Raw genomic sequence first — 14,353 nt, 5'->3', positions numbered from 1 at the left:
ATGGCGGCTTTGGATGGGCTTGAGCAGGCGGTTGCCGAGATTTCCGCCGAAATGTCCGGACAGACGGATCGTGGCAAGGTTGCCGACTATATCCCGCAGCTTGGCGGTGTGAATCCCGACCAGTTCGGGCTGGCGGTGGTGCTGGCCGACGGGCGCGCAATCTGCGGCGGCGATGCGGATACGGCATTTTCGATCCAGAGCATTTCCAAGGTTTTTACCCTGACGCTGGCCCTGGGGAAGATCGGCGATTCATTGTGGCGGCGGGTGGGGCGCGAGCCATCCGGGAATCCGTTCAACTCGATTGTCCAGCTGGAATACGAGCATGGCAAACCGCGCAACCCGTTCATCAATGCGGGCGCCCTGGCACTGGCCGATGTCATCCTGTCCGGGCACCGGCCGCGCGAGGCACTGGGCGAAATCCTGCGGTTCATCCGGCATGTCGCCGATGACGATGGCATTTCGATCGACCAGGGCGTGGCAATCTCGGAACAGGAAACCGGGTTCCGCAATGCCGCTCTGGCCAATTACATGCGCTCCTACGCCATGCTCGACAACCCGGTCGAATTCGTTCTCGGCGTCTACTTCCACCACTGCGCCATTGCCATGTCCTGCCGGCAGCTGGCCATGGCGGCACGCTACCTGGCCTTTTCCGGCAGGCACGGCCCTGATGGCCGCACGGTCATCTCGCCGGAACGGGCACGGCGCATCAATGCCATCATGCTGACCTGCGGCCATTACGACGGATCGGGGGATTTCGCCTTCCGGGTGGGCATTCCCGGCAAAAGCGGGGTTGGCGGCGGAATCCTCGCGGTCGTGCCGGGACGGGCATCCGTCTGCGTCTGGTCCCCCGGCCTCGATGACAACGGCAATTCGCGGCTGGGCAAGATCGCGCTGGAACGGCTGTCGCGGCGGATGGGCTGGTCGGTATTCGGGGCGTGACAGGGCCGGAGCGGGGTGGCATCGCGCAATATCTGGACCGGATTTCCGCTTCGTTCGCCAGCATCTGGGATTCGTCCACAGCCGTTCCGCTGGTACTGCAGGGACTTGCGCACTTATCCACAAGATATTGGGAATCAACACGAATCGGTCATACCGCATAGCCGATTCGGATTCCTTGCGTTCTGGTTTGGCGCCCCTAGGTCGCGTATCGTAACCCCAGAACGGGAATCGAAAATCCAGCCGCCGGTCAGTCCTCGATGAGCCATGCCGATTTTGTCCATCTCCGGGTCCACACCGCCTATTCGCTGACCGAGGGCGCAATCCGCGTCGACCAGCTGGCGGGGCTCTGCGTGAAGCACCGGATGCCGGCAGTGGCCGTCACCGACACCAACAACCTGTTCGGTGCACTGGAGGCCTCGAAGGCGCTGGCCGGCAAGGGGGTCCAGCCGGTCATCGGCTGCCAGATCAGCCTGGCGCGGCTGGACCAGCAGACCGCCTTCGGCAAGACCCTGCGCAAGCCCGATCCGGACCGCCTTGTGCTGCTGGCGCAGAACGAGGCCGGTTATGCCAATCTGATGCGGCTGAGCACCATGGCCTTCCTCGACACCCCGCCGGGCGAGGCGGCCCATATCGGCTGGGACGCCCTCGCGGCGGCCAGCGAGGGGGTGATCTGCCTGACCGGCGGCCCAAGCGGACCTGTCGCCCGTCTGCTGGCCGAGGGGCAGGCTGACGAGGCCCGCAGACAGATCGAGCGGCTGAAGGGCATCTTTCCCGGGCGCCTCTATGTCGAGCTGCAGCGCCATGGCTGGGCCATCGAAAGCAAGACCGAGGAAGCCCAGATCGACCTGGCCTACGCGCTGGACCTGCCGCTGGTGGCCACCAACGACTGCTATTTCTCCGACGAGAGCATGTACGAGGCCCATGACGCCCTGCTCTGCATCGCCGAGGGGACCTATGTGGGCGAGCAGGATCGCCGGCGCGTTACTCCCGATCACCGCTTCAAGTCGGCCGAGGAGATGCGGGTGCTGTTCGCCGATCTGCCCGAGGCGATCGAGAACACGCTGGTGATCGCCCGGCGCTGCGCCATCAAGGCCGAGGAACGCAAGCCGATCCTGCCTGGTTTCGGTGATGGCAGCGGCGAGAGCGAGGCCGACATGCTCCGCCGTATGGCCCGCGAGGGACTGGAGCGGCGGTTGCAGCAGATCGGCGTGTCGGGCGATGACGCCAAACCCTACCGGGATCGTCTCGATTTCGAATGCGAGACGATCATCAACATGAAATTCCCCGGCTACTTCCTGATCGTGGCCGATTTCATCCAGTGGTCGAAGCGCAATGGCATTGCCGTCGGACCGGGCCGCGGCTCCGGTGCCGGCTCGGTGGTCGCCTGGGCGCTGACCATCACCGACCTCGATCCGCTGCGTTTCGGCCTGCTGTTCGAGCGCTTCCTCAACCCGGAACGCGTGTCGATGCCCGACTTCGATATCGACTTCTGCCAGGAACGCCGCGAAGAGGTGATCCACTATGTGCAGGAAAAGTACGGCGCCGCAAACGTTGCCCAGATCATCACCTTCGGCAAGCTGCAGGCCCGTGCCGCGCTCCGCGATGTCGGCCGCGTATTGCAGCTGCCATTGGGGCAGGTGGACCGTATCTGCAAGCTGGTACCGAACAATCCGGCCAATCCGGTGACCCTGGCGCAGGCGATCAAGGAAGAGGTGCGCCTGCGCGAAGAACGCGACCGCGACGAGAATGTCGCCCGCATGATGGACGTGGCACTGAAACTGGAAGGACTGTACCGCAACGCCTCGACCCATGCGGCCGGCGTGGTGATCGGCGATCGGCCGCTGGTCGAACTGGTGCCGCTCTACCGCGACCCGCATGCCAGCATGCCGGCAACCCAGTTCTCGATGAAATACGCCGAGGCTGCCGGCCTGGTGAAATTCGACTTTCTCGGCCTGAAAACGCTGGATGTACTCGAGAAGGCGGTCGAGCTGATCCGCAAGCGCGGCGTGAAGATCGACCTGGCATCCATTCCGCTCAGCGACCAGCCCACTTTCGAACTGCTCGGGCGCGGCGATGCGGTCGGCGTGTTCCAGTTTGAAGGCAGTGGCATGCGCGACATGCTGCGGCAGATGAAGCCGGATGCCTTCGAGGACCTGATTGCGCTGGTGGCCCTGTATCGCCCGGGCCCGATGGAAAATATCCCGAGCTATATCGCCCGCAAACAGGGGCGGGAGACCCCGGACTATCTGCATGACTGGCTGAAGCCGGTACTTGAGGAAACCTACGGCGTCATCATCTACCAGGAACAGGTGATGGAAATCGCCAAGGTTCTGGCCGGGTATTCGCTGGGCGAAGCCGACCTGCTGCGCCGCGCCATGGGCAAGAAGATCAAGGCTGAGATGGATGCGCAGAAGGAGCGTTTCGTTACCGGCGCCAAGGAAAAGGGTGTCGATCCCAAACAGGCCGCCTTTATCTTCGAACTGGTCGAGAAATTCGCCGGATACGGCTTCAACAAGAGCCATGCCGCCGCCTATGCGCTGGTGGCCTGGCAGACGGCCTATCTGAAGGCGAACTACCCTGTCGAGTTCATCGCCGCGTCGATGACACTCGACATTTCCAATACCGACAAGCTGAACGTGTTCCGGCAGGAATGTGCCCGGCAGGGCATCAGCCTGCTGCCGCCGGACATCAACCGGTCCGAGGTCGAATTCTCGGTGGAATACGACAAGGGCAAGGCGGAGAAGGGTGCGATCCGTTACGCTTTGGCCGCGGTGCGCAATGTCGGTGCGGCGCCTATGGGGCAGATCGTGGCAGAGCGTGAGAAGGGCGGGACTTTCCGGTCACTGTTCGATTTTGCCGGCCGGGTCGACCCGACGGCGTTGAACAAACGCATGCTGGAAAACGTCGCCAAGGCCGGCGCCTTTGACGGACTGGAAAAGAACCGGTCGAAAGTGATTGCCGGGCTGGAGACCCTGATCCGTTATGCCCAGAGCAAGGCCGAGGAACGCAGCTCCAACCAGGTATCGCTGTTCGGCGGTGGCGGCACGGATGCCCCGCTGCCCAAGCTGCCGGAAGGCGATATCTGGACGCCGATGGACCAGCTGGCCAAAGAGTTCGAGGCGATTGGCTTCTATCTGTCGGCGCATCCGCTGGATGCCTATCAGGCGACGCTGAACCGGGTTGGCGTGAAGCGTTACGCCGATGTGCTCAGGCAGCTTCATTCCAGCGAGCAGATTGTCAAGATCGGCGGCACGGTGATCTCGAAACAGGAGCGCACCTCGCAGAAGACCGGAAACCGCTTTGCCTTCGTCCAGTGTTCCGATGCTTCCGGCATGTATGAAGTGATGCTGTTTTCGGAAGTCCTGGCGCAGTATCGCGAACTGCTGGATGCCGGCACCAACGTGGTCTGGACATTGTCTGGCCGTGCCGATGGTGAGCAGCCGCGCCTCAGCGCCCAGAAGGTGGAGCGGCTAGATGACGTGGCCGCCCGCGCCGCTGCCGGCATCAGGATCATGGTGGAGGATGACAGGTCCTTTGGTCAGATCAGGGGGCTGCTCGACAAAGCCGGCAGGGGCCGCGGGCAGGTTCTGCTCGGCCTCAAGATCGAAGAGCAGGGCGTGCCCGGTGGCCTGGAGGCCGATATCCGGTTGCCATCAGGCTATGCCATCAATCCGACCATCCGTCACCAGATCCGCGTGCTGCCGGGCGTGATCGAGGTCTACGACATCTAGAGCAAACCATGACCCAGCCGCTGCCCCCGGCCATTCATCGCAGGGATTATCGCCAGCCGGATTACTGGATCCGCAGGGTCGCGCTGGAATTCGATCTGGAACCTCATGTCACGCGGGTGAAGGCACGGCTGGAGATCGAGCCGAATGCCGGCACCGCGGCGGACGCGCCGCTGCATCTGGATGGCGAGAATCTGGTCCTGCTGGCGGTCCATCTCGATGGCCGGCCGCTTGCCGATGGCGAGTACAGCCTGACGGACAGGGGGCTGACCATTACAAAGCCACCGGCGGGCTTCTTCGTGCTGCAAACCGAAGTACGCATCGACCCGGCCGGCAACACGCAGCTTTCGGGGCTGTACCAGTCGAGCGGAGTCTACTGCACGCAATGCGAGGCAGAGGGTTTCCGCCGCATCACCTATTTTGCTGACCGGCCGGATGTGATGGCGGTCTACCGGGTCACCATCCGGGCCGACCGCAAGGCCTGCCCGGTACTGCTGTCGAATGGCAATCTGGCGGAAGAGGGCGCATTGCCCGATGGCCGGCATTATGCCGTCTGGGAGGATCCGTTCCCGAAGCCGAGCTATCTCTTCGCCCTGGTCGCCGGCGACCTCGGCTGCAACGAAGACAGCTTCGTGACACGGAGCGGCCGTAACGTGCGCCTGCGTATTTTCGTCGAGCATGGCAAGGAAGGCCGTACCACCTATGCCATGGACGCACTCAAGCGCTCGATGCGCTGGGATGAGACCCGTTTCGGTCTCGAATACGACCTCGATCTTTTCAACATCGTCGCCGTCAGTGATTTCAATATGGGCGCGATGGAAAACAAGAGCCTGAACATCTTCAATGACAAGTACATCCTCGCGGATCAGGAGACGGCAACGGATGCGGATTTTGCCGGAATCGAATCCGTGGTCGCGCATGAGTATTTCCATAACTGGACTGGCGACCGGATCACCTGCCGAGACTGGTTCCAGCTCAGTCTGAAGGAGGGCCTGACGGTTTTCCGCGATCAGGAATTCTCGGCAGACATGCGCTCGCGGCCGGTCACCCGCATCCGTGACGTGCGGGCGCTGCGGGCACGGCAGTTCCGCGAGGATGCCGGCCCGCTGGCCCATCCGGTGCGGCCGGATTCGTATATCGCCATCGACAATTTCTATACGGCGACGGTCTACGAGAAAGGCGCCGAGGTGATCCGCATGATGCATACCCTGTTGGGAGAGGATGGCTTCCAGAAGGGCATGCGGTTCTATGTCGAGCGCCATGACGGCACCGCGGCCACCTGCGATGATTTCGCCGCCGCCATGGCCGATGCCAATGGCGCGGACCTGTCACAGTTCAGGCTGTGGTACAGTCAGGCCGGTACGCCCGAGCTGGAGATCGAGGGCCGTTATGATGCCGGCGAGGGCAGTTATCATCTGACAGTGCGGCAGAGCTGCCCCCCGACTCCGGGGCAACCCGACAAGGCGCCGATGCATATCCCGTTTGCTATCGGCCTGCTGGACGGGCAGGGCCGCGACATTCCGCTGCGGCTGGAAGGTGAGGCGGATACAGCAAAGCCAGGTCGTCTGCTGCAATTGACGACCCCCAATCAGACCTTCCGTTTTGTCAACCTGCCGCAGCCGAAGGCATTGTCGCTGAACCGCGGCTTCTCGGCGCCGGTGCTGGTGCATGTGCGGCAGGATGGCGCCGAGAGGGCCTTCCTGATGGCTCATGACAGCGACCCCTTCGCACGCTGGGAAGCCGGCCAGCAATTCGCCACCGACCTGCTGCTGCAGCGGGTCACCGAGATTCAGGCCGGTAAACCCGCCGATGCGGCCTACGACCCGGCCTTCATCGATGCGATCGGGCAGATACTGCATGATGACGGCCTGGAGCCGGCCTTCGCAGCGGAGGCTGTCGCTCTGCCCGATGAGGATTATATTGCCGACCGTATGGCAGTGGTGGATGTGGACGCGATCCATGCCGCCCGCAGGGCGCTGCGCCGGCAGGTTGCTGCCGCGCATCGCGTCACATTCGAGACGTTGTATGAAGCCAGCCGTGAAAGCGGCCCATACTCGCCGGATGCGGCGCCGGCAGGGCGCCGCGCCCTGAAGAATGCGGCCTTGTCTTACCTCTCGGCACTGGCCGAAAGCGACGTCGCCCTGCTGGAGCGGATCGCCGGGCAGTACAAGGCGGCCGACAATATGACCGACCGTATGGCCGCCCTGCGTTTGCTGGCTGATCTCGACGGACCGGAAAGGCAGGCCGCATTCGATGATTTCGAGGCACGCTTCCGCGACGATGCCCTGGTGATGGACAAGTGGTTTGCGCTGCAGGCGGTCTCGTCTCGCCCCGACACGCTGCAGCGGGTGCAGGCCCTGCTGGCGCATCCGGGGTTTTCAATGCAGAAGCCGAACAAGGTGCGTGCCCTGATCGGCAGCTTCACGGCCAACGCGCTGCGCTACCATGCGGCGGACGGTTCCGGCTATGCCTTCCATGCCGACCGGATTCTGCAGCTTGATCCAGTCAACCCGCAGGTGGCGGCGCGGCTGCTGGCCCCGCTCGGCCGCTGGAAACGTTTCGATGCAGGGCGACAGGCTAGGATGAAAGCCGAATTGCAGCGCATCCTGACGGCGCCGAAGCTGTCCACGGATGTCTACGAGATTGCCTCGAAATCACTGGCAGACTAGTCGGACTTGTAGCCAATAACCCCGCGCAGATCGGCTCCTTCGAGGTCGGCGCCGCGCAGGTCGGCATTGGTCAGATCGGCATCAAGGAACGAGCAGCCGCGCAGGTTAGCACTGCGCAGGTCGGTCATCGTCAGGATCGAGCGGTTGAAGATTGCCCCCTCAAGGTCGGCGCCCTGGAATTTCGCCTGGGTCAGGTTGCATTCCTGCAGCGAGGCCGGCTGGTGACGGTTGCGGGCCCCCGAGATGCTGACCGGTGACAGCCGGGCGCCACGGAAATCGGCGTTTGTCATGATGGCGCGATCGAATTTCGCACCCTGCAGGTTGCTGGTGGCAAAATTGGCATTCAGCATCATTGCGCCACGCAGGTCTGCCAGCACGAAGCGGGCGCCGGAGAAGTCGGTGTTGCGCAGGATCGCGTATGAGAAGTCACCGGCCGAGAAGTTGATGTTGTTCAGCTTCAGGTCGGAGAGATCATAGCGGCTGAAATCCACCCTCATCCCCTGTTTGCCCAGCGTCTCGATCCAGGTCAGGTGCTCGCGCACGATGAACTGCAGCGAGCGGTCCAGATTATCCAGACTGCGCGGCAGTATCGCCTTGGTCATATCCGTATCGCGCAGATCCATCGGCCGGAAATACGCGGCGGTCAGATCGGCGCCGTCGAAATTTGTCTCGTTGATCACGGCGCCGGCCAGAACCGAGCCATGCAGCACGCAATGCGACATGTTCGAGCCGGTAAGGTCGGCGCCGGTGAACAGGCAGCCGGACAGGTTGGAGCCGGACAGGTCGGCGCCGTTCAGCTTGGCATTGGAGAAGTTGCAGTTGCTGAGATCGGTGTTGCGGCCGACGACCTTGCCCAGCTTGGCCGAGGTCAGGTTGGCGCCGGCCATTTTTGCGTTGTCGATCGAGGTGGCGCGCTTGAGCACGGCGATCAGGTTGCCATCCTCGTCCGGTCGCAGCAGCACGCCGTCGCGGATATCGGCATTGGTGAGATTGGCCGATTCCAGATTGGCATTGCGCAGGTTGACTCCACGCAGGTCGGCTTTGGTGAGGTCGGCGCGGCGGAAGTCGGCACCCTGCAGGTCGGTGGCGAAAAACGATGAGCCGGCCAGCAAGGCGTGGCTGAAATCGGCATAATTCATCTTGCTGCCGACAAAATCCGCGGAGCTCAGTTCCTTGCCGCTGAAATCGAGCCGCGAGGCATCGCGGAAATGCAGCACCATGCGTTTGCCGCCGCGGACACCACGGACATAATTGGCGTGATCTTCGAAGAATTCGTCGATCTCGTACTGGGCGATGACTTTGACCGGGTTATTCATTCAGGCGCTCCGTCCGGGCACGGTAGCATACCGGACAGGCGTTAAGACAGGTTAACGCCGCTGGCATCGGTGAAATCCGCTCCGGTCACGTCGGCTTCCCGCAGATCGGTGCCCTTGAGGTCGGCATGGCGGAAACTGGCCCCGCGCAAATTGGCGCCACGCAGGTCGGCCTGCATCAGGATCGCCCGGTCGAAGCGGGCGCCATCCAGCTGGCAGCCGGCCAGATTGGCCTGGCCCAGATTGGCATCCTCGAAACTGGTATGCCAGCGGCGGCCTTCGAGGGAGGAAATCGGCATTGGCCCGAGGCGGGCGCCGCTGAAATTACAGCCGATCAGGTTGGCAGCGGCGAATTTCGCTCCACGCAGATCAGCGCCGACGAAGTTGGCATTCAGCAGCATGCCATCGGAAAAATCGGCCATGGACAGGACCGAACCGCCGAAATCGGCTTCAACCAGGGTGGCCTGTACGAACAAGGCGGCCGAGAGGTCGATCTGCTGCAGCTTGACGCCGGACATGTCGATGCGGCTGAAATCGGCGCGGCGCCCCTTGATGCCCAGCGATTCCGCCCACAGCAGATGCTCACGCAGCACGATCTGCAGCGGCTTGTCGAGTTCGGCGAGGTTTTTCGCCATCAGGGCGCCATTGAGGCGGGCGTCGCGCATTTCGGAGGACCGGAAGAAGGCGCCGGCGAGGTCGGCGCCTTCGAACTTCGTGCCATGCAGCAGGGCACCGGCAAGGACTGCGCCGGACAGGCTGCATCCGCTCATGTTGGTGTTGGTCAGATCGGCCCCGACGAATATGGCCCCGCGCAGGTCGGAATTGGACAGATCGGCATCGACCAGCCGGGCGTTCGCCAGGTTGGCATGGCTGAGGTCGGCCTGCTGGCTCATGATCCGGCCCAGCTTGGCGCCGACCAGCCGGGAATGGGTCATCTGCGCCCGCTCGGTCACGGCGCCGCCGACCGCGATGGGCACCAGGTTTCCGGTCTCATCGGGCTTCAGCAGCCGGCCATCGCGCAGATCGGCGCCGGACAGATCGGCAAATTCCAGGTTGGCCGCCCGCATCAGGGCCCCGCGCAGGTCGGCCCGGGTGAGGTCGGCGGAAGTCAGGTCGGCACCCTCAAGCACGGCACCGTAGAAATTGGCGCCGGCAAGGCGGGCAAACTTGAAAACCCCGTTCCGGAAATTGCCGCCGACCATGGCGCATTCCCGCAGGTCGCGATTGGCGAAATTCAGACCGGAGGCATCCTGGAACTGTAAATTCAAGCGGTTACCCCCCCTGGCACCCCGCGCGAAGCGTTCCTGGGAAACCAGCAGGGCATCCAGCTCTTTCTGAGTGAGGACCGCCGACGACATGCGATCATAACACCATGGCCGCCTGCCAGACGCCAGTGGCAGGAAGCCTGTGGTTGTAGCGAGGCGGGAAAACTTGCCTGGGATGAAACGGGGGCTTGCCAGAAGCCGGGCAAGGGGGTAAAAGCCGCGGCGTTCAAACCCACACGCAGGCTTGCGCGGCCCTGGGGAGACATCCCATGGCAGCGTTCCGGTGTCCGGTCCCGGCGGAATTTCGGTTCCAGGGGCAGGACGTGCCTGCGGCGGCCCAACCGGAGAAGGATAGAGGATGACCCTGCCGACCTTTACCATGCGTCAGCTGATCGAAGCTGGCGTGCATTTCGGACACCAGACCCACCGCTGGAATCCGAAAATGAAGCCGTTCCTGTTCGGGGAGCGCAACAACGTTCACATCATCGACCTGCAGCAGTCGGTGCCGATGCTGCATCGGGCCCTGCAGGCCGTGCGCGATGTCACTGCCGGCGGTGGCCGTGTGCTGTTCGTCGGCACCAAGCGGCAGGCTTCCGAGGCGATCGCCGAGGCGGCGGCCAAGTGCGGTCAGTTCTTCGTGAACCATCGCTGGCTTGGCGGCATGCTGACCAACTGGAAGACCATCTCCCAGTCGATCAAGCGCCTGAAGGAGCTGGAAGAGCTGCTCGGTTCCGAGCAGAACACTGCCGGCCTTACCAAGAAGGAAGTGCTGAATCTCACCCGCGAGCGCGAAAAGCTCGACCGGGCGCTGGGCGGCATCAAGGACATGGGCGGACTTCCGGATATCATGATCGTGATCGACACGGTCAAGGAAGACATCGCCATCGCCGAAGCCCGCACGCTGGGCATCCCGGTTGTCGCGGTGCTCGATTCGAACTCGGATCCGCAGGGCATCACCTACCCGGTGCCGGGCAATGATGACGCACTGCGCGCCATCAACCTGTACTGCGACCTGTTCTCGCTGGCCGTCCTGAGCGGCATCGAAGAGCAGCTGTCGGCCAGCGGTGCCGATATCGGCGCCGCCGAGGAGCTGCCGGTCGAGGCCATTGCCGAACCGGCCGCAGGCGGCGAAGCCGCGGCCCAGGCCTGAGCCTGATGCACGGTCGCGGCGCCCCGGTCGGATTCCGACGGGGCGCCGCAGCCGTTTTGATGACCATACGATTACCGGGCAATGTCCGGGCAACCGAGAAGCATTGAGAGGACTGACATGGCTGAGATCACTGCGGCCCTGGTGAAGGACCTGCGCGAGAAGACCGGCGCCGGAATGATGGATTGCAAGAAGGCGCTGGGCGAGACCGCCGGCGACCTTGATGCGGCCATCGACTGGCTGCGCAAGAAGGGCCTGTCGGCTGCCGCCAAGAAGGCGGGCCGTGTTGCTGCCGAAGGCCTGGTCGCCGTGGCGATCAAGGACGGCAAGGGCGCCATTGTCGAGGTGAATGCCGAGACAGACTTTGTCGCCCGTAATCCGCAGTTCCAGGCACTGGCCAGCGGCATTGCCACCGTGGCGCTGGAAGCCGGCGAGGATCTCGCCAAGCTGGAGGCTGCGGCCTTTCCGGGCACCGGCCGCAACGTCAAGGATGAAGTGACCCAGGCGATCGCCACTATCGGCGAGAACATGACCCTGCGTCGTGCCCGCACCCTCAGCGTCGACCAGGGCGCTGTGGTTGCCTATGTGCACAGTGCGCTGGCGGAAGGCGTCGGCAAGCTCGGCGTGCTGGTTGCCCTGAAGTCGGCCGGCAAGCGCGAGGTGCTGGAGCAGATCGGCAAGCAGCTGGCCATGCATATTGCGGCGACCAACCCGCAGTCGGTCAGCACCAAGGACCTGGACCAGACCCTGGTCGAGCGCGAGCGGACCGTCCTGACCGAGCAGGCTGCCGGTTCGGGCAAGCCGGCCGACATTATCGCCAAGATGGTGGAAGGCCGCATCCGCAAGTTCTACCAGGAGGTCGTGCTGCTGGAGCAGACCTTCGTGATCGATGGCGAAACCCAGGTTGGCAAGGCCATCGAGAAGGCCGCCAAGGATGCCGGCGCACCGATCGAGCTGACCGCCTTTGTCCGTTTCCAGCTGGGCGAGGGTGTCGAAAAGAAAGCCGACGACTTCGCCGCGGAAGTGGCGAAGATGGCCGGCTGACGGCGATCTGGACAGGGGGGCTTCGGCCCCCCTTTCTGTATCGGCGCGGGGTTGCGCGCTCCGATCCGCGGGGATTTTTACCGGGTCGAGGCGTGCTATAAGGTACGCCACAGAATCGCCGCGCCCCTGGGCCACCCTGGGCGCCGTCGCCGCCGAGGATGTTCATGATCGTCAAATACCGCCGTGTGCTGCTGAAATGCTCTGGCGAGGCCCTGATGGGGCCGACCCCCTACGGCATTGATTTCGAGACTGTCGACCGGATCACCGCCGAGGTGAAGGCAGTTCATACCCTTGGCGCCGAAGTCTGCCTGGTGATCGGCGGGGGCAACATCTTCCGCGGGGTGGCGGGTGCTACCCGTGGCATGCAGCGGGCTTCGGCCGACTATATGGGCATGCTGGCCACCGTGATCAATGCACTGGCAGTGCAGCATGCGCTGGAATCCCATGGGGTGCCGACCCGGGTGATGTCGGCGATCCGCATGGACACCGTCTGCGAACCGTATATCCGGCGCCGGGCCATGCGGCATATGGAGAAGGGCCGGGTGGTGATCTTTGCCGCGGGCACCGGCAACCCCTTCTTCACCACGGACACGGCGGCAGCCCTGCGGGCTGCCGAGATGGGCTGCGATGCCCTGCTCAAGGGGACCCAGGTCGACGGTGTGTACAGCGCCGACCCCAAGCTCGATCCGGCCGCCACCCGGTATGACCACCTGACCTACATGGACGTGCTGCAGCGCGATCTGAAGGTGATGGATGCTTCGGCCATCAGTCTGGCGCGCGAGAACAAGATCCCGATTCTGGTGTTTTCCTTGCACGAGCCGGGCGGCTTCGCCAAAGTGCTGACCGGCGCCGGGCGCTGTACGGTCATCGCGGGTGGCTGACGCGGGTAGTTTTCCGTAACATATTGTTTTTGTTTGATTTCTGAATCGCGTGAGGAGACGGCAGTGGCAGAACCGGATATCGACGATATCGAGCGCCGGATGAACAAGGCGGTGGATGTGCTGAAGCACGAATTCTCCGGTCTGCGCACCGGCCGCGCATCCACCAGCATGCTCGACCCGGTTCGCGTCGAGGTCTACGGCAGCATGATGCCGATCAACCAGGTTGGGACGGTCAGCGTGCCGGAACCGCGCATGATCAGCGTCCAGGTCTGGGACAAGTCGAATGTCAAAGCGGTTGAGAAGGCGATCACGGCCAGTGGCCTCGGGCTTAATCCGCAGGCGGATGGACAGCTGATCCGGATCCCGATTCCGGAACTGAACGAGCAGCGTCGCAAAGAACTGACCAAGGTTGCCGGCCAGTATGCCGAGCAGGCCCGGGTGGCGGTGCGCGGGGTGCGGCGCGACGGTATGGACAGCCTGAAGAAAATGGAAAAGGACGGCGACCTGGGTGAGGACGATGCCAAGATGTGGCATGACGAAATCCAGGCCCTGACCGATGCGTCGACCAAGAAGATCGACGAGTTGCTGGCGCAGAAGACCAAGGAGATCCTGCAGGTCTGACCATGTCGCAGCCGGTTGCATCGCCCGCGCTTGAGCCGGCTCCGCCGCGCCACGTCGCCATCATCATGGATGGCAACGGGCGCTGGGCCAAGGCCCGCGGCTTGCCGCGTAACCTCGGCCACCGGCAGGGGGTCGACGCCGTGCGCGAGGTGGTGCGCGCCTGCCGTGGCCTCGGCATCCAGTACCTGACCCTCTATGCCTTCTCGTCGGAAAACTGGAAGCGGCCGCAGACCGAGGTTGCCGGCCTGATGGACCTGCTGCGGCTGTATATCCGCCGCGAACTGAACGAACTGGCGTCGGCCGGGGTGCGTATCCGGGTGATCGGGGACCGCAGCCGGCTTGCTGCGGATATCATCGAGCTGATCGCCGAAGCTGAAAACCGCACGGCCGAGAACCGCATCCTGACGCTGGTTATCGCGCTCAGTTATGGCGGCCAGGACGAGATCGTTTCTGCCTGCCGCCGGATTGCCGAGAGGGTTGCCGCCGGCACGCTCGATCCCGACCGGATTGATGCGGATATCGTGGCGGCCAATCTGCACACCACGGGGATTCCCGACCCGGACCTCGTGATCCGCACCAGCGGCGAGCAGAGGCTGTCGAACTTCCTGCTCTGGCAGTCGGCTTACAGTGAACTGATCTTTGTCGACAAGCTCTGGCCGGATTTCGGCCAGTCGGATCTCGCCGCCGCAGTCGGCGAATTCCAGCGGCGTGACCGCCGCTATGGCGGAAGCGGTGACTGAGCGCAG

At 63.6% G+C, this 14,353-nt stretch carries 10 protein-coding genes; 8 read left to right on the top strand and 2 right to left on the bottom strand.

Annotated features, from left to right (window positions below; genetic code table 11):
- From ACEQZY_RS08015 to pepN, 3 genes are all read left to right on the top strand, one after another.
- Nucleotides 1-939, top strand: coding sequence for a glutaminase (locus ACEQZY_RS08015; RefSeq protein ID WP_341702499.1), 939 nt, complete (start codon nt 1-3; stop codon nt 937-939).
- Nucleotides 940-1,196: 257 nt separating this feature from the next.
- The gene (gene dnaE, locus ACEQZY_RS08010; RefSeq protein WP_341702498.1) at nt 1,197-4,670 is read left to right on the top strand and encodes a DNA polymerase III subunit alpha; all 3,474 of its coding nucleotides are present in this window, start codon (nt 1,197-1,199) and stop codon (nt 4,668-4,670) included.
- Nucleotides 4,671-4,678: 8 nt separating this feature from the next.
- A complete protein-coding gene (gene pepN / locus ACEQZY_RS08005; RefSeq protein WP_370153481.1) occupies nt 4,679-7,336 on the top strand; it encodes an aminopeptidase N in 2,658 nt (885 codons plus the stop codon).
- Here the strand turns inward: pepN and ACEQZY_RS08000 are convergent.
- Together ACEQZY_RS08000 and ACEQZY_RS07995 are read right to left on the bottom strand one after the other, a co-directional pair.
- On the bottom strand, nt 7,333-8,652 hold the full coding sequence (locus ACEQZY_RS08000; protein ID WP_341702496.1) for a pentapeptide repeat-containing protein: 1,320 nt from the start codon (nt 8,650-8,652) through the stop codon (nt 7,333-7,335). The genes pepN and ACEQZY_RS08000 overlap by 4 nt on opposite strands.
- A 41-nt stretch (nt 8,653-8,693) precedes the next feature.
- On the bottom strand, nt 8,694-10,007 hold the full coding sequence (locus ACEQZY_RS07995) for a pentapeptide repeat-containing protein (RefSeq protein WP_341702495.1): 1,314 nt from the start codon (nt 10,005-10,007) through the stop codon (nt 8,694-8,696).
- Between the two features lie 265 nt (nt 10,008-10,272).
- Here ACEQZY_RS07995 and rpsB point away from each other — a divergent pair, with 265 nt between their 5' ends.
- The 5 genes from rpsB to ACEQZY_RS07970 all read left to right on the top strand — a co-directional run bounded on the left by rpsB (nt 10,273) and on the right by ACEQZY_RS07970 (nt 14,347).
- Nucleotides 10,273-11,064, top strand: coding sequence for a 30S ribosomal protein S2 (gene rpsB / locus ACEQZY_RS07990; RefSeq protein WP_341702494.1), 792 nt, complete (start codon nt 10,273-10,275; stop codon nt 11,062-11,064).
- 117 nt (nt 11,065-11,181) lie between these two features.
- The gene (gene tsf, locus ACEQZY_RS07985; RefSeq protein WP_370153478.1) at nt 11,182-12,105 is read left to right on the top strand and encodes a translation elongation factor Ts; all 924 of its coding nucleotides are present in this window, start codon (nt 11,182-11,184) and stop codon (nt 12,103-12,105) included.
- A 164-nt stretch (nt 12,106-12,269) separates the two neighbouring features.
- On the top strand, nt 12,270-12,986 hold the full coding sequence (gene pyrH, locus ACEQZY_RS07980) for a UMP kinase (protein ID WP_370153476.1): 717 nt from the start codon (nt 12,270-12,272) through the stop codon (nt 12,984-12,986).
- A gap of 63 nt (nt 12,987-13,049) precedes the next feature.
- The gene (frr, locus tag ACEQZY_RS07975) at nt 13,050-13,607 is read left to right on the top strand and encodes a ribosome recycling factor (RefSeq protein WP_370153474.1); all 558 of its coding nucleotides are present in this window, start codon (nt 13,050-13,052) and stop codon (nt 13,605-13,607) included.
- A 2-nt stretch (nt 13,608-13,609) separates the two neighbouring features.
- Complete coding sequence (locus tag ACEQZY_RS07970) at nt 13,610-14,347, top strand: isoprenyl transferase (RefSeq protein ID WP_341702491.1); 738 nt, start codon at nt 13,610-13,612, stop codon at nt 14,345-14,347.
- Nucleotides 14,348-14,353: the final 6 nt, after the last annotated feature.

The organism is Ferrovibrio sp., assembly GCF_964218355.1.
Lineage (GTDB): Bacteria > Pseudomonadota > Alphaproteobacteria > Ferrovibrionales > Ferrovibrionaceae > Ferrovibrio.
Note: the sequence above shows the minus strand (reverse complement) of the source record. Positions and strands in the feature narration are given on the sequence as shown.